At 56.4% G+C, this 19,225-nt stretch carries 19 protein-coding genes; 10 read left to right on the top strand and 9 right to left on the bottom strand.

Annotation, left to right across the window (positions count from 1 at the left end):
• Window positions 1-74 precede the first annotated feature (74 nt).
• The 3 genes from RBB75_RS14090 (at window position 75) to RBB75_RS14100 (ending at window position 1,569) form a co-directional block, all read left to right on the top strand.
• Window positions 75-413 carry an ArsR/SmtB family transcription factor gene (locus tag RBB75_RS14090; protein WP_353068437.1) on the top strand — a complete coding sequence of 113 codons (339 nt, stop codon included), beginning with the start codon at window positions 75-77 and terminating at the stop codon, window positions 411-413.
• Window positions 410-874 carry an SRPBCC domain-containing protein gene (locus tag RBB75_RS14095; protein WP_353068438.1) on the top strand — a complete coding sequence of 155 codons (465 nt, stop codon included), beginning with the start codon at window positions 410-412 and terminating at the stop codon, window positions 872-874. The genes RBB75_RS14090 and RBB75_RS14095 overlap by 4 nt, the downstream gene beginning before the upstream one ends.
• Before the next feature lie 164 nt (window positions 875-1,038).
• Window positions 1,039-1,569, top strand: a complete 531-nt coding sequence (locus tag RBB75_RS14100) for an SRPBCC family protein (RefSeq protein ID WP_179637368.1) — start codon at window positions 1,039-1,041, stop codon at window positions 1,567-1,569.
• Between the two features lie 79 nt (window positions 1,570-1,648).
• Here the strand turns inward: RBB75_RS14100 and RBB75_RS14105 are convergent, their stop codons facing one another.
• The 4 genes from RBB75_RS14105 to RBB75_RS14120 all read right to left on the bottom strand — a co-directional run bounded on the left by RBB75_RS14105 (window position 1,649) and on the right by RBB75_RS14120 (window position 6,086).
• Window positions 1,649-2,680 carry an alcohol dehydrogenase gene (locus RBB75_RS14105; protein ID WP_353068439.1) on the bottom strand — a complete coding sequence of 344 codons (1,032 nt, stop codon included), beginning with the start codon at window positions 2,678-2,680 and terminating at the stop codon, window positions 1,649-1,651.
• 256 nt (window positions 2,681-2,936) lie between these two features.
• Window positions 2,937-3,617: a PEP-CTERM sorting domain-containing protein gene (locus RBB75_RS14110; RefSeq protein ID WP_179637370.1), complete on the bottom strand. Its 681-nt coding sequence runs from the start codon at window positions 3,615-3,617 to the stop codon at window positions 2,937-2,939.
• Window positions 3,618-3,833: 216 nt separating this feature from the next.
• Window positions 3,834-4,403 carry a DinB family protein gene (locus tag RBB75_RS14115; RefSeq protein WP_353068440.1) on the bottom strand — a complete coding sequence of 190 codons (570 nt, stop codon included), beginning with the start codon at window positions 4,401-4,403 and terminating at the stop codon, window positions 3,834-3,836.
• A gap of 246 nt (window positions 4,404-4,649) precedes the next feature.
• On the bottom strand, window positions 4,650-6,086 hold the full coding sequence (locus RBB75_RS14120) for a DUF418 domain-containing protein (RefSeq protein ID WP_353068441.1): 1,437 nt from the start codon (window positions 6,084-6,086) through the stop codon (window positions 4,650-4,652).
• Window positions 6,087-6,584: 498 nt separating this feature from the next.
• On the opposite strand from RBB75_RS14120, the gene RBB75_RS14125 reads away from it, so the two are divergent.
• Window positions 6,585-6,761 carry a hypothetical protein gene (locus RBB75_RS14125; protein ID WP_179637372.1) on the top strand — a complete coding sequence of 59 codons (177 nt, stop codon included), beginning with the start codon at window positions 6,585-6,587 and terminating at the stop codon, window positions 6,759-6,761.
• Between the two features lie 113 nt (window positions 6,762-6,874).
• Here RBB75_RS14125 and RBB75_RS14130 read toward each other — a convergent pair whose 3' ends face one another.
• A complete protein-coding gene (locus RBB75_RS14130; protein WP_179637373.1) occupies window positions 6,875-7,333 on the bottom strand; it encodes a TonB family protein in 459 nt (152 codons plus the stop codon).
• Window positions 7,334-7,718: 385 nt separating this feature from the next.
• On the opposite strand from RBB75_RS14130, the gene RBB75_RS14135 reads away from it, so the two are divergent.
• From RBB75_RS14135 to RBB75_RS14145, 3 genes are all read left to right on the top strand, one after another.
• Window positions 7,719-8,420: an ROK family protein gene (locus tag RBB75_RS14135; RefSeq protein WP_179637374.1), complete on the top strand. Its 702-nt coding sequence runs from the start codon at window positions 7,719-7,721 to the stop codon at window positions 8,418-8,420.
• Between the two features lie 129 nt (window positions 8,421-8,549).
• A complete protein-coding gene (locus RBB75_RS14140) occupies window positions 8,550-8,939 on the top strand; it encodes a DUF6979 family protein (RefSeq protein WP_353068442.1) in 390 nt (129 codons plus the stop codon).
• Window positions 8,940-9,093: 154 nt separating this feature from the next.
• Entirely contained in the window at window positions 9,094-9,354 is a 261-nt protein-coding gene (locus RBB75_RS14145; protein ID WP_179637376.1) for a GlsB/YeaQ/YmgE family stress response membrane protein, read from the top strand.
• A gap of 80 nt (window positions 9,355-9,434) precedes the next feature.
• Here RBB75_RS14145 and RBB75_RS14150 read toward each other — a convergent pair whose 3' ends face one another.
• The 3 genes from RBB75_RS14150 to RBB75_RS14160 all read right to left on the bottom strand — a co-directional run bounded on the left by RBB75_RS14150 (window position 9,435) and on the right by RBB75_RS14160 (window position 14,616).
• Window positions 9,435-11,798 carry a sensor domain-containing protein gene (locus RBB75_RS14150; RefSeq protein ID WP_179637377.1) on the bottom strand — a complete coding sequence of 788 codons (2,364 nt, stop codon included), beginning with the start codon at window positions 11,796-11,798 and terminating at the stop codon, window positions 9,435-9,437.
• Between the two features lie 240 nt (window positions 11,799-12,038).
• On the bottom strand, window positions 12,039-13,016 hold the full coding sequence (locus tag RBB75_RS14155; RefSeq protein WP_353068443.1) for an alpha/beta hydrolase: 978 nt from the start codon (window positions 13,014-13,016) through the stop codon (window positions 12,039-12,041).
• Between the two features lie 49 nt (window positions 13,017-13,065).
• Window positions 13,066-14,616 carry a GGDEF domain-containing protein gene (locus RBB75_RS14160; RefSeq protein ID WP_179637378.1) on the bottom strand — a complete coding sequence of 517 codons (1,551 nt, stop codon included), beginning with the start codon at window positions 14,614-14,616 and terminating at the stop codon, window positions 13,066-13,068.
• 355 nt (window positions 14,617-14,971) lie between these two features.
• On the opposite strand from RBB75_RS14160, the gene RBB75_RS14165 reads away from it, so the two are divergent.
• Window positions 14,972-16,108, top strand: coding sequence for a VWA domain-containing protein (locus tag RBB75_RS14165; protein WP_353068444.1), 1,137 nt, complete (start codon window positions 14,972-14,974; stop codon window positions 16,106-16,108).
• Between the two features lie 110 nt (window positions 16,109-16,218).
• Here the strand turns inward: RBB75_RS14165 and RBB75_RS14170 are convergent, their stop codons facing one another.
• Window positions 16,219-17,556, bottom strand: a complete 1,338-nt coding sequence (locus RBB75_RS14170) for a hypothetical protein (RefSeq protein WP_353068445.1) — start codon at window positions 17,554-17,556, stop codon at window positions 16,219-16,221.
• Window positions 17,557-17,697: 141 nt separating this feature from the next.
• Between RBB75_RS14170 and RBB75_RS14175 the strand changes: the two genes are divergently transcribed.
• Both RBB75_RS14175 and RBB75_RS14180 read left to right on the top strand, forming a co-directional pair.
• A complete protein-coding gene (locus RBB75_RS14175; protein WP_353068446.1) occupies window positions 17,698-18,195 on the top strand; it encodes a thioredoxin family protein in 498 nt (165 codons plus the stop codon).
• Window positions 18,196-18,279: 84 nt separating this feature from the next.
• Entirely contained in the window at window positions 18,280-19,125 is an 846-nt protein-coding gene (locus RBB75_RS14180; RefSeq protein WP_353068447.1) for a YihY/virulence factor BrkB family protein, read from the top strand.
• Window positions 19,126-19,225: the final 100 nt, after the last annotated feature.

Here is a 19,225-nt window from a genome sequence, read left to right on the forward strand (position 1 = left end):
ACTAGGAACATTCGCGGCACACGCCAAAAACTCTATCTTTGACAATAAGCGTTTACTTATATAAATTATTGACTATGGAAGGCCTCGATACCAAATTCGCCGCCTTAGCTGATCCAACGCGTCGTGCGATCCTGGCGCGACTCTCGCTGGGAGAGGCTACTGTCAACGAACTGGCAAGTCCCTTCGAGATGTCGCAACCGGCGATCTCGCAACACCTCAAGGTGCTTGAAGAAGCTGGGCTGATCATTTGCCGGGTCGAAGGTACAAAGCGCCCTCGCCGTCTCGCAAAAGAGGGTATCGAAGCTATGGATCAATGGCTTGGAATGCTCCACACTGCGCTTGAGAAAAACTACGACCGGTTGGACAGCGTTCTAGCCGGTACCAACACACAGAAGAAAGGAAAAAAGCGATGAGCAAAATGACATTGAAGACCGAAGGCGATACGCATGTAATCGTGACGAGGCGCTTTGCTGCCACGCCGGAAGCGGTGTATCGCGCCCACACCGATCCGAAGTTGTTACAAAAGTGGCTGCTCGGCCCTGAAGGCTGGAGCATGCCTGTCTGCATCAATGACGCGAAGCCCGGAGGGAAGTTTCGCTACGAGTGGACGAACGGCAAAGGCGCAGGATTCCACATCACCGGTGAGTATCTTGAAGTGAACCCGTTCAGCAGAATCGTGCATGTCGAACGCATGTTCCTGCCGGAGCCAACACCGGACAACCACGTTGAAACCACCTTCGAACGCGACGGGGAAGGAACGTTGATGACGATCCGGATGACACTGCCTGATGAGAAAACGCGAGCAACTATGCTGGCGTCAGGCATGGAGCACGGTATGGAAGCGAGCTACGTGCGCCTCGAAGCAATGATCTAGCGTGCTTGGCGCGCGAATCGCGCATGAGAGACACAACGAACGTGCCCGGGTGCCCATATCTCGATTCCTATCTCGACTTCCTGATGTGGGCATTCACGCTGGCGCGAACCGCCTCTTCACTTCTATACTGGCGGCTCACTTCCCAGGAAACGTAAGGAGCCATTATGTTCAAAACCCTTGGTCTCATCCTTGTTCTGGCTGTCGTTGTCGTTCTTCTTCTCGCGTTCACCAAGCCGAGCACCTTCCGAGTAGAGCGTTCCACCACCATCACCGCACAACCCGAAAAGATCTCCTCCCTCATCGACGACTTTCATCAATGGGACGCCTGGTCGCCCTGGGCTAAGCTCGACCCCAACATGAAGACCACCTACTCCGGCCCGCCCAGCGGTGTCGGCTCCATCTACGAGTGGGAAGGGAACAGCAAAGTGGGCAAGGGCCGCATGGAGATCCTCTCCGTTGAACCTGCAAAGACCACCGTCAAAATCGACTTCCTCAAGCCCTTCGAAGGTCACAACATCGCCGACTTCGAACTCGAACCACAAGGCTCTGCAACCCGCGTCAACTGGATCATGAACGGCCCGATGAACCTCTTCCCCGGCAAACTTATGAGCGTCTTCACCACCATGGACAAGATGATCGGTCCCGACTTCGACAAGGGGCTCGCCAATCTGAAAGCAGCCGCGGAACATCCATAGTCGCCAGCGGCAGGAGAGGCTTCGCGTCCCGGATTTAGCGTGGAAGTATTGGTGACAAAACCGTCAGTGACGCCATCTTTCACATCGTGAGAACCACGCGGAACTGTGCGTGGCCGCTCATCATTCGCGCATAAGCCTCGGCCGCTTTTTCAAGCGGATAGGTTTCAATCATGGGTCGTACGCCGGTCAGTTCGGCGAAGCGCAGTGTATCTTCCGAGTCTGTCGGTATTCCCGAGGCCCAGCCTTGAATCGTTCGACTCGCACTAATCAACTGGAACGGTGTCACCTCAATCGGATCAGAGGTGGCGCCGATCACCATGAGCTTGCCGTTCGGCCCCAGGCCATTGATGAGCTCAGACATAGACTTCGAGTTGGGAGCAGTCGCCAGAATCACCTTTGCCCCGCCCAGCTTCTGCAACTCCTCTGCAGCATTCGTAGATTTGCTGTCGATGTACACATTTGCTCCGAGCTTCTTTGCGAGCGCCTCGTTCTCCGGTCCGCGTCCAATCGCCGCAACGTTGTAGCCGAACTTGCTCGCAAACTGAATTCCAAGGTGACCCAGGCCGCCGATACCTTGCACCGCAACCAGGTCACTCGGCAGCGCACCGCTGTGCCGCAGCGCATTGAAGGTCGTAATTCCGGCGCAGAGCAAAGGTGCCGCTTCAACGTCGCTCAGACTCTCTGGTATCGCTACCAGAGCCTCCACAGGAGCCACCATGTACTGTTGGTATCCACCGTCATAGCTAATGCCCGGAATCTTCATATTCTGGCAGTTGCCAAAATCCCCTCGCCGGCACGAGAGACAGGTGCCATCATGCCCGCCATGCCAGCCGACCCCGACCCGCTGCCCCTTCTTCCACTCCGAAACGCCGGCACCCGCCGCATCGACAACGCCGGCCACCTCATGCCCGGGAACGCGCGGATATTGAATTCCGGGCCACCCGCCCTCTTTCGTCAGTGCGTCACTGTGGCAGACACCACACGCCAGCACCTTGATCCGCACCTCTCCCGCACCGGGTTCAGGAATCTCACGCTCCACGATCTGGAAATCTGCCCCGGCAGCCGATACCTGCGCCACCTTCATCGTTCGTGCTGCGACAGCTGTTGTCATGAATCCTCCTGGGAACGCCCAATCACGATTGTTGCAAACGTTTGATATCGGGCAGCCTGCTTCTCCCCGGTCTCGCCTTCGCGCAACAGATCGTCGACAAACCCTTCGATGCAGCCGCGGGCATTAGCGGATCGAAAAAAGAGTTTATCTCGTTGTAGAGTTGTATCGTCGCATGACCGGCACCGAGGCGTCTTCTCACGCACCTATGCTCACGGCCCGAAGGTCCGAGGCAAGCCGCAAACTCACTAGAGGATGACTAAGAACGAAGCTTCCGCCGAACCACCCCACTTAACCCAAGCAGCCCTATCCCAAACAGCGCAAGGCTCGAAGGTTCAGGCACTGGCGAATAGTCCACCGTCAACTGCACCGTATAGGGAATCACCACCTGCCCACTGCCTCCCAGGTATCCCGCCCAGTTGGACCCCGGATTCAGAAGTGCAGACTGAATAAATCCCGTGAGCAGAAAATTCAGATCCTGAATGTTCGTCGATACCTTCTCCCCATTGACCGATGTCCCGCCAAGGAAGAGAAGGTCGACCGTCGCATCGGAGATCCCGGTTGTGCTGAACGTAGGCGCAACCGAAGGAAGCGAGTGATTGATCACCGTGCCAAATGGTGCTCCCGCGAACTCGTGTCCCGTCCCGATCACATGTGTGCTCGGCCCCGCGATCCCGACCGAAGCATCCTCGAAGACGCTCCCCGCCGGCAACAGAACCGACACATTCGAAAATGGAATGAGGACGTTCGTCGAGATGCTGGGATGGTCATTCAGGGACGGCTGTCCTTGAACACGATCGTATTGGCCGAAGAAGTTATCGTTGGGGCTGGACACATCGATGGTGGCGCTCGAATGAACGGTCAGTTGGATACTATCCGCCAACGCGCCGTGTACAGGGAACGAAAGTGCAGCCGCTACAAACATCCAGGTGATTCGCATTAATAAAGTCCTCTACAACAGATGGGGAGGAGACTCATCTTGCCAGCATTCAAGGCACGTAGCATGCCAAAGTTACGCGTTCAATACAAAAGAAAGCGCGGCAAGACGCCCGTCTTGTGTGCAAAAGTATGCATAAAATAGTGGAGTTTTAGGCCTACTACGGTTACTTTTCGAAACCATCGGCATAGGCGAATCAAATTCGTACTCACGCACGAATCACGAGCCGTATCCCGGACCACGCGCCCCGCACTCCTTCCAGATCCTCTCCCAGTTCCAGATCCCGTCCGACGCCTCATACGGTAGAGGAGATCCCACCTGATGCGCCAGCATACAAATTTGCCCGCGATGATGCGCCTCATGAGCCAGCATGTAGCACAGCATCTCCACGCCAACCGGCCACGACGGAGCCCAGCCGTCTCGGCGAAACCTCTCGATGCTCCCGCCACCCTCGCGCAGCGCCTCTGCCAGCATCTCCCCGCAGCGAGCAGCACTCTCGGCCAAACCACCACGGGCTTGCTCCGGCGTGCAGCGCGCACGGTTCAGCAGTGCAGGAACCTTCAGGTGCGGAGCCGTAAGCCGGACCCACTTGCAGCGGACGTTATGCATATGCGTGAAGATCGCAGCAATGGTGCGCGTCTTTCCCAGCGGTTTAGCTCTCCACGCCGCAGCATCAAGATGTTCGATCAGCATCTGGTTCATGCGATCGTTAGCCGCAAACATCCGGACGGCCGCACCGCCGAGTTGAGTGTCAAGTTGAGCGTGAACCTCGTTGGAATGTGTGGTCACGTCGCCTGCTCCTGGCCATGTAGTACTTCCGGACCCATAGTACTTCCAGCCATCACGTAAACACGAGGAACAGACGCCGCCGAACCGCCTCTCTCAGCATCGACGAAAGATAGCGGATCAGATTGGCGGCGCGCCCGCAGATGAAGTTCTTAGTACCAAGAGTGTGGGTGCCCCATTCATGGCGCCTTATGCCATGAGTGGGCATTCGCACTCCGCGCGAACCGTTTTCACCGCGCTGCAACACCGCTAGGCAGTGACATCGGCAACCACCGGAGCCACCGCCGGAATGCGCATCGGCTGCCGCTTCCAATAAGTCAGCGAGCGCCACACCCACTCCATCGGCCCAAACTCGAAGTACCGCAGCCAGATCGAGCTGAACGCCATATTGAAGATCCACATCCCTGCCACGGCATAGTAGATCTTGTAGTACTCCACATAGCCGTACCAGTGCCACGCACCCCACACGAAGATCGTCTTCATTGCAAGGCTCGTCAGCAGATAATTCGACAGGGCCATCTGCCCCACCGCCGCGATCCGCGCCAGCAGCCATCGAAACACTCCAGCCTTCACCAGAATCAAGAGCAGCGCCGCATTCCCCAACGCCCCCGCGATCCTGCCGATGTCGTACGGAGCCTGCATCCAGAGCGTGGTCTTGAACATATCGAAGTGTCCCGCCCAGGCCTTGTACGCGCCCACCCCGGTCACCGACCAGCCCACTGCTAGACCGATCACCGCGATCCACGCATACGTCTTCATGCTCAAGCGGCCAGGCAAAAAACCGTTCTTGTACAGAGCCATGCCCAGCAGCATCAGCCCCACCCAGTCCCCAAATCCAAAGTACGCGCCCTTCAACTCCCCCATCAACACGTCCCCTGCCACATGCCCCTGCGCCTTCCAATACCCCTTCTGCATCGCGGCGATGTCTTCGTACTTCTTCTTGTCGGGTGCACGCCATCTGTCCTGCGTCTTCTGCCACTTCTTCAGATCGCCGATCTCATCCTCGGTCAGAGTCTGGTGCTGCGCCAGCTTCGCGTTGGCCTTTGCCGCCGCCTGCTTCGCACTGTAGGAGGCGCCATACGTCGCGCCCATTATCAGGATTGAGTTGAGAAACAGTATGATACCCGCCGTCCACATCAGCCGCTTCACCCGAACATTGCGAAAGGGAAACAGAAACAGCAGCGCTGCCACGCCGTAGTAGAACAGGATGTCGCCGTCCCAGATCAGGTAGCCGTGAATCATCCCGATTAACACCAGCCACATATTACGGCGCGTAAAGATATCTGCCGCCTTGATTCCCGCCCCTCGCGCAAGTGCCCGTTCCGTCAGCAGGATTACGCCAGCCCCGAACAGCATAGAAAACAGCGCCCGCATCTTGCCCTCGGCAAAGATCCAGCGCAAAAACCACATCGTCGTATTGATCTTCCAGTGAGGCCCACTGAAGACCGGCTTCACCGTGCTCAGCGGGTAGAGGTAGTTGTGATATCCATAAGCAAAGTCGCAGATGTTCATCACCAGGATGCCCATCAGCGAAAAGCCGCGCAGCACATCCATGCTGCCGATGCGCTCCGTGCGACCCACAGGCCGGGTTGCGTTCAACTCCACCTGGGCCGGCCCAGCCAGCTCCTCGGGAGTACCAGGCGCGATTACGCCCTCATCGGGATTCACTCCAGCCACACTCGCCATGACTCCTCCAGAAGCACTCGCTCGTCCTTGGCCCCAGAATCGCGTACACGTCGATTCACTGCATTTTCACCGCAGTATCCCACTCATACCCCCGCCAATCAAGCGAAATCGCATGCCACGGTCCTTCCACCGACGTCCCCAGACCCTGCAAAGAGCAGCGAACTCTGCAGCCGACCAGCCGCAGCCGCCCCACTATCAGAATCAATCCATCACAAAACCTCTGAGCCATGGAATCTCAACCACAGAACGCAGGAACTACGAACGAAAAGAATCAATGAACGAAAACAGATCAGAACGAAAAATAAATCAGAAGAAAGTGGCGTGTTTTTAGGAGCCGATTTTGATGGTGTTTCGTCACCACGTTTGCCACGCATTCCACCACGATCACACCATCAAAAAACCACGTCCAGACAACACGTTTTCGCAAAAATACCTTGAAAAACACTCATTTACCACGCAATAAAAATTCACGAACTTCGCATCCTGCATCCAACAGACATGTCCTCCTCCCCCACCCCGCCGCCCGAGAAACGACAAGCCTTCTGCAGCCCCCTCCTGCTGATCGTCATCACCTGCGTCGTTGTCGGAGTGATCGCGCTCTTCCTTATCCTGCGCCCCAATCCCAGCGGCAAGAGCCAAACCAGCCCCACCGCTCCTCCCGCTGCATCGCAATGACGCATTTTTCGTAACGCAAGCAAAAAAAGGCAGACTCGAAAGAGTCTGCCTTTTCAGCTTGATCCAAGCCAACATCGACGTAAGCCGCGAAGGCCCATCATGCAAATAGGAAACTAGCGGCCACCGCGTAGAACAACAGCCAGATTGACCGGAACAGCAGTGGGCTGGTTGTCCAGCGTACCCGGAGTGAAGCGATAATGACTGACCGCATTCAGAACGTTGCGGTCCATCATCGGGTTGACCGACTGAATGATCTTTAGATCCGTAGGTTTGCCGCTCGCGTCGACTGTCATCGCAACAACTGCAGTTCTATCAAACTGGGCCGTTGGAGCGAAGTCGGCGTCCGATTCGACCGCGACGGTGTAAATCAGCTTGGGAGCATTGACACCGGTGGAGATCCGAAGAGGAGCAGCTGACGTGGACCCTCGATCCGACTCGGAGCCAGTAAACGTGGGGGCAACCAATTCAGAGCGCAGGCTGGGCGCAGCAGTCTGAGTTTTTGCAGGCGAATTTGCCTGAGCGTGAAGCAACATGGGGGACAGGACTAGGGCGGCCACAATGATTCGACGCATAATATTTATCTCTAGGGCAAATGTTCCCAACATCACGATAATCCACTCGAAATACTACTGTCAACAAGATAATAAAAAACAAAACAACCCATTTATCATCAGCTGTTTTACGTTCGAGATCCCTTGCCGCATTAGAAAAATAACCAGCTAAATAAATTTACGTGTTCGTTATTTTTCGCTCCGGCGCAGCGAAGACATCTGAAATTTCCGGCCTTATCGTGAACTCGGACTCCCGGCATCAGACCTCAGAAATGTCTCCGAAGATTGAGTCTTAGATCCGGGAAGCTCCAGCCTGCGGACCGTGTGAAAAGCTCCATCGAGCCGTTGCCAAAGAAACTGCGGTCGAGACCCAGCCGCCTCCCCAACACTGCTAACATGCAATTCAATGAAAGTTTTAGTCATCGACATCGGAGGTACCAACGTAAAAGTCGCCTCCACAGATATGCGCGTCCCTGTCAAGATCCCGTCCGGTCCTAACATGACCGCTGAACAGATGACAAAGGACGTCCTCGCTGCCACCGCCGGCTGGACTTACGATTGCGTATCCATTGGCTATCCAGGTCCTGTGGTCCACCATCGCCCGATCGCAGAGCCTCATAACCTTGGCGGAGGCTGGATCGATTTTCCTTACGAAAAAGAGTTTGGAAAGCCCCTTCGCTTCATCAACGATGCTGCGATGCAGGCTCTTGGCGGCTACAAGGGTGGCCGCATGCTCTTCCTCGGCACCGGCACCGGCCTGGGCTCGGCAATGATCTTCGATGGTATCGTCATCCCGCTCGAACTCGCTCATTTGCCTTATAAGAAAGGGCTCACCTACGAACAGTACATCGGTCTCGTGGGCCTGGAACGTCGTGGCGTCAAGCGCTGGAGGAAGTCAGTCCTCGACATTATTAGTCGCCTCCAGGCCGGAATGGTCTGCGACTCCGTTCTTCTCGGCGGCGGCAACGCGAAACTCATGAAGTCGCTCCCCAATCATGTGATTCTGGGCGCAAACACCAACGCAATCGACGGTGGCATCAAACTCTGGGAGGACGCCCCCGCTTCTTCCAAACAGACAAGCGCAGTGGCTAAATCTTCAAAGTCCTGAACACCCAGCGAACAACCGAAGGGCGATTCGACGATCCCTTGTTGCATCTGAACGTCTTCGAGCGCAGCGACGCCATCTACCAAAGATCGCACCCACCTGTAATCTAAAAAACTCTTACCGGAGACATCAATGGCTAACAAATATGGCGAAGCCGCTCTCATAGCGGCCCGCATGGATACTTACGGCAAGTTCATCACACCTGCAGCTCGCTGGGAACAGGCGACCGCAAAACTCTATCCGACCAGTCCTTCGGCTCAGCGAAAGGGAGGCCCAAGGTTCGCTTTTTTAAGTCTCTGTGAAGCCGGCCTGGTTAAGGGCATTCCCGCCGGGCAATATGCTCCATCCAACAAAGCCAAAGCCTATGCTCTTCGTGCCGTTGCGCTACTCAACGCGGGTACGCACAAGACTGTCAACACACTCTGGGCCGAGGTTACCGACGGCGAAGACATCGCCCATAACTGCCAGATGGACGTCGTTCTAGCTCTTTGGAAGAACGACCTGATCGTCCGCAACGCTTAGGTCATCCTTCGCCACTGCGTCGCGGCCGGCGCAGAAGGGAATCTAACGGATCCCGCAAGATCAACCTCTTGCATCTGCACCAATTAGGAGTATTCTTCTTCCATCAATCGAGACGTATCCGGCCGCCCCGGAAACCAAACATGGAGGAACAGCGATGCTTCATTTGCTTTGGACGGCTCTCATCGGTCTTGTCGTCGGCGCACTCGCCAAACTGATCATGCCAGGGAAAGAGCCTGGCGGCATCTTCATTACCATGCTGATCGGTATAGCAGGGTCCTTCCTCGGGACCTTCCTCGGGCGCGCGATCGGTCACTATGAGCCTGATCAATCCGCCGGCTTTCTTATGTCGCTTGTCGGCGCCCTTATTCTGCTAGGTATCTACAACCTTATTCGACGCAGTCGAGCAACAACTTAGAAGAAAGTTTTGGATATACAGCAGTTGACGCGGCCCGACGGGATATCCCTGTCGTAATCATAGCTGTGTTAATGAGTCTTCTACCGAACCAACCCGATTGCGGACTCTGACGCACGAGCAGCAGGGCCCTCGGCGTACTGCCGCACCACATCGCCAAACTCCGCCATGGCCACCGGTTTCGCGATAAAGTTGCCCTGTGCCTCGTCGCACTTTCTCCTCAACAGGAAACGCATCTGCTCATCGGTTTCGACACCTTCTGCCACGACCTTGATGTTGAGTCCGTGAGACATTGCGATGATCGTGCGAACCACTGCTGCAGCATTGGCGTCGGTTCCAGCCTTCTTCACAAAGCTCTGATCGATCTTTAACTGATCAACCTGATACTCCAGCAGATACGAGAAACTGCAAAACCCTGTGCCGAAGTCGTCGATAGAAATACGCACTCCCAACTCCCGCATCTTCTGCAGCTTTTCCAGAACATGTTCAGAGTTCACCATCAGCATATTTTCCGTAATCTCGATCTGCAGTCTTTCTGGAGACAGGCCGCTCTTCGACAGCGAGTGTTCAACCAGAGGAACGAGATTTTTCTGCTGAAACTGCCGCGGCGATAGATTAATTGAAACCGTCAGATCCATGCCAAGCTCGTCCTGCAGCGCCTTTCCCTCGCAACATGCGGTCATAAAGGCCCACTCCCCGATGGGTACAATCAGCCCCGTCTCTTCCGCCAACGGAATAAACTGCGACGGCGAGATGCTCCCTAGTCTGTGATTTGTCCATCGAAGCAGCGCTTCCATTCCGGTCACAGCTCCGGTGGTCAGTGAGATCTGCGGCTGGTAGTGCATACTGAGCTCTTTATTCGCCAACGCATGTCGCAGCGCATGCTCCATCGTCAGGCGCTCTGCCGTCTCCTTCAGCATGCTTTCGCTGAAGATTTGAAACTGATTCCGCCCGTTCTCCTTTGCCGCGTACATCGCCGAATCTGCCCGTTTGAGCAGATGTTTGGCATCGCTTGCGAAGTCGGGAAAGATGCAGACCCCGACACTCGCGGTCACGTGCACCAGATGTTCTTCGATCGAGATCTCCGGCGATAATGTGGCTACCAGATTGACTGCGCATTGTTCGACGTCGTCCACGGTGGTGATGTCCGGCATTACCACCACAAACTCATCCCCGCCTATCCGCGCCACCACATCGGTGCTGCGCACAGAGCGACGCAATCTATGGGCAGCCTCGACCAGAATCTGGTCGCCCGCCGAATGTCCCAGGGAGTCATTGATGCGTTTGAAGTGATCCAGATCGATCACAAAGACCGCGACCTTTGTCCCGTAACGTCGCGCCAGTTCCACCGTCTGGACGGTCTTGTCCTGCAAGAGCGCGCGGCCTGTCAGCCCCGTCAGTTGATCATGCGTGGCCAGATGAGTCACATACTCCATCATCTGCCGCCGATCCGTAATATCAAATGCAATGCTTACGAAGCCGGTTACCTCTCCAGCCTCGGTCTTCACGGCTCTCATGGCCAGATTGATCGGCGTTCGTCCGCCGTCGCGTCTGATCAGAGTCCACTCCTGCTCCTCCATCTCTCCCTGGGACGCCTTCGTCGTCAGAACTTCGAAGCCATATTTTTCCAGTGTCGCGGAGGAATCAATTGCGACCGCCCTGCCCAGAAGTTCGCGCTCGTCGTGCAACACCGTCAGCGAAGACTTTCCCACCAACTCCTCGCTCCGATATCCCGTCAGCCTCTCTGCCTCCCCGTTCATTGCCGTAATCATCCCGGCAATATCGGTTGCGACGATGCTGAAAGGAGCGTTCTGAAAGACGGAGCCAGTAAACTCCGCCAGGTGAGCATATCGCTCCTGCGTCACCTTAGCTTCGCTGATATCGCTGAAGGTAATGGCCAGTCCATCCCCGAGCTTGACCACCTGGGTTCGCAACCAAGTCGCCTTTACACTCGCGTAGCTCAGAGGAAACTCTTCGTTAAGTGACTCCCCGGTCTCGACAACTCTGCAAAACCTGGCGAACATCGATCCCGTTGCCTTTATCGGAGTTACTGAGGACAGAGTCTGTCCCAGCAACTCGGAGCGTGATCGTTCTACCAGCCTCTCGACGTTGGCATTGACGTAAAGAATCCGGAAGTCCACGATTCTGCCTTCTTCGTCTCGTAAGGATTCAAAGAGCCCAAAGGCATCCAGGCTCGTCTCAGCGGCTGCCAAAAATTGAGAATGCGCCTGCTGAGCCCCTTTTAGCTTCTCTCGGCCGCGTTCGTGCCACAGTGCCCACAATGCAAGAGCAGTGCCAGAGATCGCAATTAAGACCGTGCTCAACCTTCCGAACTCAGCCCCATGCTCTATTCGCCAGAGCCCTGCTACCACCAGCGAAACCGGCGCTGCTGAGAGGATCGTCTTCCAAACCCAGGATCGCTGGGATTCGAGCACAGAGGCTTTCAAGAAGTACCTCGAAGTACAAGCCAGGATATTGCCAGCATCGTGTTTCTCTACCCCCGTCAACGCCGTAACCGAATGAAGCAACTATTTCGCTGTCAAAAAGGGTGCTGTTTGCGTACGTAAACGGTTGCTTTCGATTTTTATTTCGCAGCAATACCAAATGCAGTCTATTCGTTCCTCGCAGCCGGGGATCAACTATTTTGAGTCCACGGGTCGGTAAAGAGCAACAATCTCTCCGGCACACTATTCCTGCGACATCCAGCCGTGCATCTCCATCCAGTTCGCGAGCAGAGTAGGGTAGATGGCTAGCTCGGTCATTCCTTTCATCCCTTGCGCCATTCCCGCTCCGTGCTGCCCGCGCTCGAAGATGTGCAACTCCACAGGCACGCCGGCTTCCTTGAGCGCGTCGTAAAACGCTGTTGCATTGAGTGGACTCACCTGCTGATCAGCAGTCGTCGAGAAGATGAAGCATGGAGAGGTATTCTTCGTCACCAGCTTCACCACCGAGATCGAGTCCAGCATTGCCTTCGTCGGATGATTGCCCAGCAGTCCCTCCATGTCCGTCTTCCTGGGGATCGTGGCGTCCATGGTAAACCGCCCATAGGAAACAATGGCGAAGTCGGGCCGGTCGCTCACCCTATCGATCGGATCCTCCGCGCCCGTGGCGCCGTTATCGTTTACCGCAGCAAGATAACCTGCCAGGTGACCGCCAGCGGAGAAGCCCCACAGCCCGATCCTGTCCTTCGCCACTCCCAGCTCTGCGGCGTGGCTGCGCACATAGCGCATCGCCCGTGCGCCATCCAGCATCGGAGAAGGGAAGTGGTATCGCGGTCCCAGCCGGTACTCCAGCACAAACGCCGTCACGCCATGCGCATTCAGCCAGCGCGCCTCCTCCCCACCCTCCTTTTCGATCGCCAGATGAACATATCCGCCCCCAGGCATCACGATCACCGCAGAATGTACTCCGGCACCCGGCGCTGGGTACACATACATCTTTGGAATGTCGCCTTCGCTTCCTCCCAACGCACCTGGCGCTCCGTTCGGCCATAGCACGATGGTCTTTGCAAATCCCATCGGAGGCTTCGTCACGGTTGCGTCAGCGATGGCGTGTGCGGAGGTAGCTGCCGTCGCCGAGTTTGAGGCGCAACCCGCTCCAGGCAGCGCACAGAAACAGCCGACTGTCAGCCAAAGAAGTGGTCTCATCGTCCCGTCAAAATTCATCTTCCCAATCCATCGCCACTGCAACAACACGAGATGGCGGATTCGCGGCTCAGACCGTCGAATCCGCAGTGAACATCTCGCTTTTTGGCATCAATGCCGCTGCCGACTCTACCCGGTTTCGTCCCAGATACTTGGCACGATACAACGCGTGATCGGAGGCCGTCAGCAAAGATATCACCGTGGTGTTGCGGTTCGGTACCTCCGCCGCGACACCCACGCTGATGGTTTGGATTCCGAACTGATTTCCCCCGTGCGGCACCTTCAAGGAGGCGACGGCCTCGCGGACGTCTTCAGCGACTTGCATGGCAACTTCGATATTCATGTTCTGGAGGATCACAGCAAACTCCTCGCCCCCGAAACGTGCTGCGATCTCTGCTTTGCCCTGCAGCGCACCGGCAATCGCCTTCGCAATGCAGCGTAGACATTCATCTCCGCCAACATGTCCATTGAGGTCGTTATACGCCTTGAAGAGATCCACATCGATCAGCAGCAGAGCCAGCGACTGCTCCTCGCGCATCGCCCGATACCATGCCTGCTCCAGCCGCTCATCAAACGCTCGCCGGTTTGCCAGGCCAGTCAGGGCATCCGCATTGGCCAGCTCGCGGTATCGCAGCTCGCTCTTCTGCAACGAAATCTCCAGCGCCTTGCGCTCCTCGAGCAGAGCCGCCACCGGGAAGAAGGTGAACAGAGCCACCGCAAGGAAGATCTGCTCAATCACAATCTTGTGAAGCAGATTCGTGCCAGTGATCAGCATCAACGGCCCATGTCCAGTGACGGTAAACCAGATCGAGATCAGTGCGATCACAAACACGGCGAGCACCGTGCCTGGGAAACCCAACCGGAACACCACCAGCAACAGCGCAGGAAAGATAAAAAAGATGAGCGGGTCTTTGCTGTGGCTGAACACCAACGCTGTCGCAGCCGCAGGAACCATTAGCAACAATAGCGTTCTCGGCAGCTCCTGGCTGCTGAGCATCGTAAAAAAACCTGGCCGCTGCAAGATAAAGACCAGCGGCGCGATGATCGCCATGCCCAGCACATCGCCCAGGTACCAGGTACGAAACAGCATCCACCAGGGGCCTGCGTTCACAAAAAGCATCGTCCACGAAGCACCCAAGGCACTAGTCACAGCTGTTGCCCCAACGACCGCGACGCCGAGAAAGCCCAGCAAGGGCTGGCGCTTCGTCAACTGCAGAGGGCTGCCAAACCACCGTGTCAACAATACGGACGAGGTAATGACCTCCACGGAGTTGGCAACGGACACGCCGACCGCCAGCCGCAGCGGATCGCCATAAAGGACATCGGCCAGCGTATCGGCCAGAAAGCCCGCAATGAAATAAGGGATCCAGGTCTTCTTCGGCTGCGTCACCACCAGCGCAAACAAAAGGCCATTCGTAAACCAAATCGTCGCAACCCCATCCGACTGTCGCGAAAGCACGATTCCCAGCCACGAAAATAGGAGCAGAGTGAAGAACGTCGCGGTCAGGTGGCCCCACCGGATGGACTCAGAGCGCGATCTGGCATAAGTGGCTTCAGGAGCAGCACAATGAGCCAACTCCACCTCCAGCGACGCTTCGCCAACAGTCTTGCTTATGTCCATTGCACTCTATTTTCTGGCGTCTCCAAACCCACTCAGAATACTGCAATGGGAGTGTCAACAGGTTATAGCGCGAAGCAACCCTGCCTATCATTCGCCCGGCTTACTCAGCATCTCCGCTCACAATCGCGAAAGGCTGCGGGGCGGCTGTGACCATTTCAGCGTTCAACGACCTGCAACGACCCATACGGGCCGAGAATTCACTCAAAGACTCCGCTTGAACCGAAGATAGTAAAAGCAGGAGCAGATTGAAACGATGACTCGATAGTAGCAAGTCATCGATCTCTCCGTCAGCAAAAACGTCGGGTCAGTCCGCCTGGATTTGAAACCCCGTCAGACCGGGACCGTCTAAACCCACATGACCGCCCCCTCCTCCTTTCGGCCTTTTCTGCTGGCCGTTGCTCTGCTTATCTCTGCCCTGTACGTTACCGGCCTTGCCGCGCAGCAAAAAAACTCTCCGTCCGGTCAGTCTCCTGCACCCACTGCGGGAACCATCGCTGTTGACGCCCGTCTAGTCAATCTCCCCGTCGTCGTCCGCGACAAAAAGGGAGCATTCATCCAGAACCTCACTAAGGACGATTTCACCCTGCAGGTCGACGGTAAGCCTCAGACCATCCGCTACTTCGACAAAGACACCAACCTCCCGCTCACCCTTGGTCTTCTCGTCGACATCAGCCAATCTCAGCGCAGCGTCCTGGACGAAGAACGCACCGCCAGCAGCACCTTCCTCGACCAGATGCTGACCAACCCGAAGGATCAGGCCTTCATCATCCAGTTTGCCCGTCAAACCGAGCTGTTGCAGGATCTCACCACCTCGCGCCCGCTTCTTCAAAAAGCTCTCAAAGAGATCGACACTCCAAGTCCCGGCGCCGTCGACGACGATAGCGACAGCCGGAGCCACAGCCGGGGAGGGACAGTCCTCTACGACGCTCTCTTTCTCGCCTCCGACGAGCTGATGAGCAAGCAGACCGGCCGCAAAGCTCTGATCATCCTCTCCGATGGCGTCGACCGGAACAGCCGGGAGAATCTCGTCCGATCCATCGAAGCCGCGCAGCGGGCCGATACCATCATCTACGCCATCTACTTCAAGGGCGAAGAGAGCCATCCACAGAACAATAACCAGCAGCGCGGCCGCGGGGGCTACCCTGGTGGTGGCTACCCAGGGGGCGGCTATCCTGGCGGTCGTGGCGGCTATCCAGGGGGAGGCAATGGCGGAGGTAATGGGGGGAACTATCCCAGCCAGAGCCATGTAGACGGAAAGAAGATCCTTGAACGTATGGCACAGGAGACCGGCGGCCGCCTCTTCGAGGTCAAGAAAAATCAAGACGTCGCCCAGATCTATAACCAGATAGCGGAAGAGCTTCGGGCGCAGTACCGCCTCGGTTACACCCCCACCCAGGACGCAGCTTCCAGCGGCTACCATCAGGTTTCTGTAGACGTTCACCAGAAAGGCCTCGTCGTCCAGACCCGTGGCGGCTACTACGCCGGCAAGTAGCTCACGGCCAGAGCAGACGCTAGGATCCATCTGGCCATGCAATTGGTCCAACAACGTGGCTTCCCAACGATGCGTTCCAGCCGAAGGAGCAGTTCCATGCCACTGCCCTGTTACGAACCGTGTAAATGCGCGTTGAGAATACGTATCGGAAAGCCCAGATAACCGTAGCCTTCAATCTTGTCCGGCACGTTGGGCATGCTCCACGACGTAGCGTAGAGGAACAAAGCAAAGCCCACACAGCGCGATCTCCACTTTGACGGCAGAGGAACCTCGCTCCCCAAAGGCTCCCTCTCTTGGTGCCGATAATCAATGAACAGTAGAAGGAAGAAGACGCTGAAGATATGGATATAAATCCATCTTCCCCAGTCCACCGCATACAGGAACAACACCAAAGAAGCTGCACAAGAGGCGCCAGTCGCAATTAAAAGAACTATCAGCGAATAACGGACCTTCGCATAACGCCACAAGAAAGCAAACGCCATGACGATGGGAACGCTCCCCGCAATCGTCCAGATGGTGTACAGCCCGTAGTAGTGATATGCCTGGATGTTCTCCGCCACCAACGTCCGCGCGCCTGCACTGGTACTCGCGAGGTAGTCGATCGCCCCGCCGCAGACGTGTTGCTTGAGCGGCCCGAGAGAGTCGCAGATTTTAGCGGCGGTCGTAGCGTTGCCCGGATGATGAATAACAAGCACCAGAGCCACCGTCGAAAACAACAGTGGCAGCGTGGCGATCTTTATCGCGCTCCTGACGCTATGGCGGGCGATAACAAGCGCCCCGAAGTAATAAGGAAAAAAGCAGATCAAGGGTTCGTGACAAAGAACCATTAACGGACAGATCAACGTCATCACAGCGATCAAAAGCCAATCCTGTACCTTCGCTCGTAAAAGCATCAGCAGCAATATTCCAAGCCCGGCGAGATATAGGATCTCTTTTCTGCCCCATCCTCCAATGTTCAATATCCCGAACGACAGCGTAACCGGAGAGACTGCCAGCGCAACAATCCAGAGGTTCCAACTCGCAACCTGGAGCAGCTTCCACACCGCGAAAAACATGACAGCATAGCAGGCCAGGGACAACAACAGTGCCAGCCACACGGGAGACACATGCAGCACGCGCCCCATGTAAAGAAACACCTCGCCCGCAAATCCTCTGCGTACAAATCCGCCCTCATAGTTGATGAGCCAGTCGCCCACGGTCCACCGCGCGCGCGAATCCTTCACGTCAAATAGCCGCCAGATCGTCAAAACAAAAAGAACAGCGAGATAAGGATTCAAGAGGCGATGATAGGTCCGTGCGCATCCGGCATATTCCATCTTTTGTCTTCCTAAAAATGGATTTGCAGTAAACAAAGCCTTCCGCATCGAAGGCCGCCGCAGCCTTAGCTCTGCGGCAAAGCCGTAATCATCCTCTCCCCGGGGCCCGTCGGGAATGTCGAACTCAATCACTGGCTTCGCGGCTTGATCCCTATGATCTTACTGCCGCTAACGATACGTAGCCACAAATCATTGGTTGCGCCCATAAACTCTCGTCGTGCATCATCTCTATGGCGGTGCTTGTCACGATGCGCTTCCCGGAAGGTCACACAGATGTTCTCGATATCCCGAAACCACACTACCGGCATTGCCACTCTTTGCCTCTTCGGCCTCGTACTTGGCGCAGCCGGTCATGTGCTTGCACAGTTTTCTGCAGCACCTACAGTCAATAAGCACCTCTACTCCGAGACCGCCAACGCCAGTGCCGACATCGCCGCCGCAATGGTCGCCGCCCGCCGCGAGCACAAACGCATCATCCTCGACTTCGGAGCGAACTGGTGCGGCGACTGCCAGGTTCTGGACTTCTACTACCGCCAGAGTCCCAATGCGGAGATCCTCGCCAAGCACTTCCTTGTTGTGCACATCGATACCGGCCATGTAGACCACAACGTCGATGTGGCAAGGAAGTATCATGTTCCCATCGCTCATGGCATTCCTTCTCTCGCTGTCATCGACGCTCACGGCAACCTCCTCTACGCCGAACACGAGAAGGAGTTCGAGCACACCAGCGTTGAAGCCGTCACCGCTTTCCTCAACCGGTGGAAGGCGTAGTCCGTCTCCTTCGTCTCCCGGACTGCTCCTATGAGAAGACTCCTGCGTCTCCCCAGGATCCTTCATGGAACGCTGCTTCGGGCTATGAGGCACGACAGCCTCAACCTCGCCCAGTCCACAGCCTACTCGGCGATGGTGGCCCTCTTTCCAGCCCTCATCGTCGCCGCCGCTTTTATCAGCATGGTTCCCGACACAACTCCCCTACGCTTCCAGTTGGCGCTCTTCTTCGACCGCATTCTCCCACCAGACGTCAGCCCCCTGCTGCAAAGTTACTTTGTCACCTCCCCGCAGACCATCCGTTCCACCCATGCCGTGGGGGTTGCAGCCTTCGTCAGCCTCATCGGCGCCTCCAGCGTTCTGGCCACCATCATGGAGGGCCTGCGCCGTGCAAACGACCTTCCATTCGACTGCTGGACCTTCTGGCAGCGTCGCTTGCGAGCAATCATTTTGGTCCCGCTCTCGCTCATCCCATTCGTGCTCGCCAGCGTGCTGGTAGTCTTCGGTCACTTCATCACGACCTGGCTCGCCCTGCACATCACGCCCTCCGCCCGTACCCCGGTCTATATCCTTGCTCTGCTCATCCGGTGGAGCGTCGCGCTTACCGGCAGCATCGGCGTCACCGCGCTCATCTATCACATGGGAACTCCCATGCAGCAGTCCTGGAAGCGTACCCTCCCCGGGGCCTTCGTCTCAACGACCATGTGGTTTCTTGCCACTGTCGTCTTTGGCTGGTACGTCACACGCTTCGCCAACTACTCGCAGGTCTACGGCTCGCTCGGCGCTGGCATAGCCCTTCTCTTCTGGCTCTACATCATCTCGCTCTGTGTTCTGTGCGGAGCCGAGTTCAACGCCGAGTTCCACTCCCGCTTTTTCCACCCGCATCCATCTCATTCCGAGCCCGCGCCCCCAAACACCCTTCTGCCCGGTTAGAATTGCCACGGCAGTTAAAACTCACTGGTCATACCATCATGCTTTCGCGATGGTGAGAAAGTTTCCGCAAGCGACCCATGAAGAAATCTTTGAAATCAAT

Origin of the sequence: Tunturibacter empetritectus, from assembly GCF_040358985.1 — a bacterium.
Lineage (GTDB): Bacteria > Acidobacteriota > Terriglobia > Terriglobales > Acidobacteriaceae > Edaphobacter > Edaphobacter empetritectus.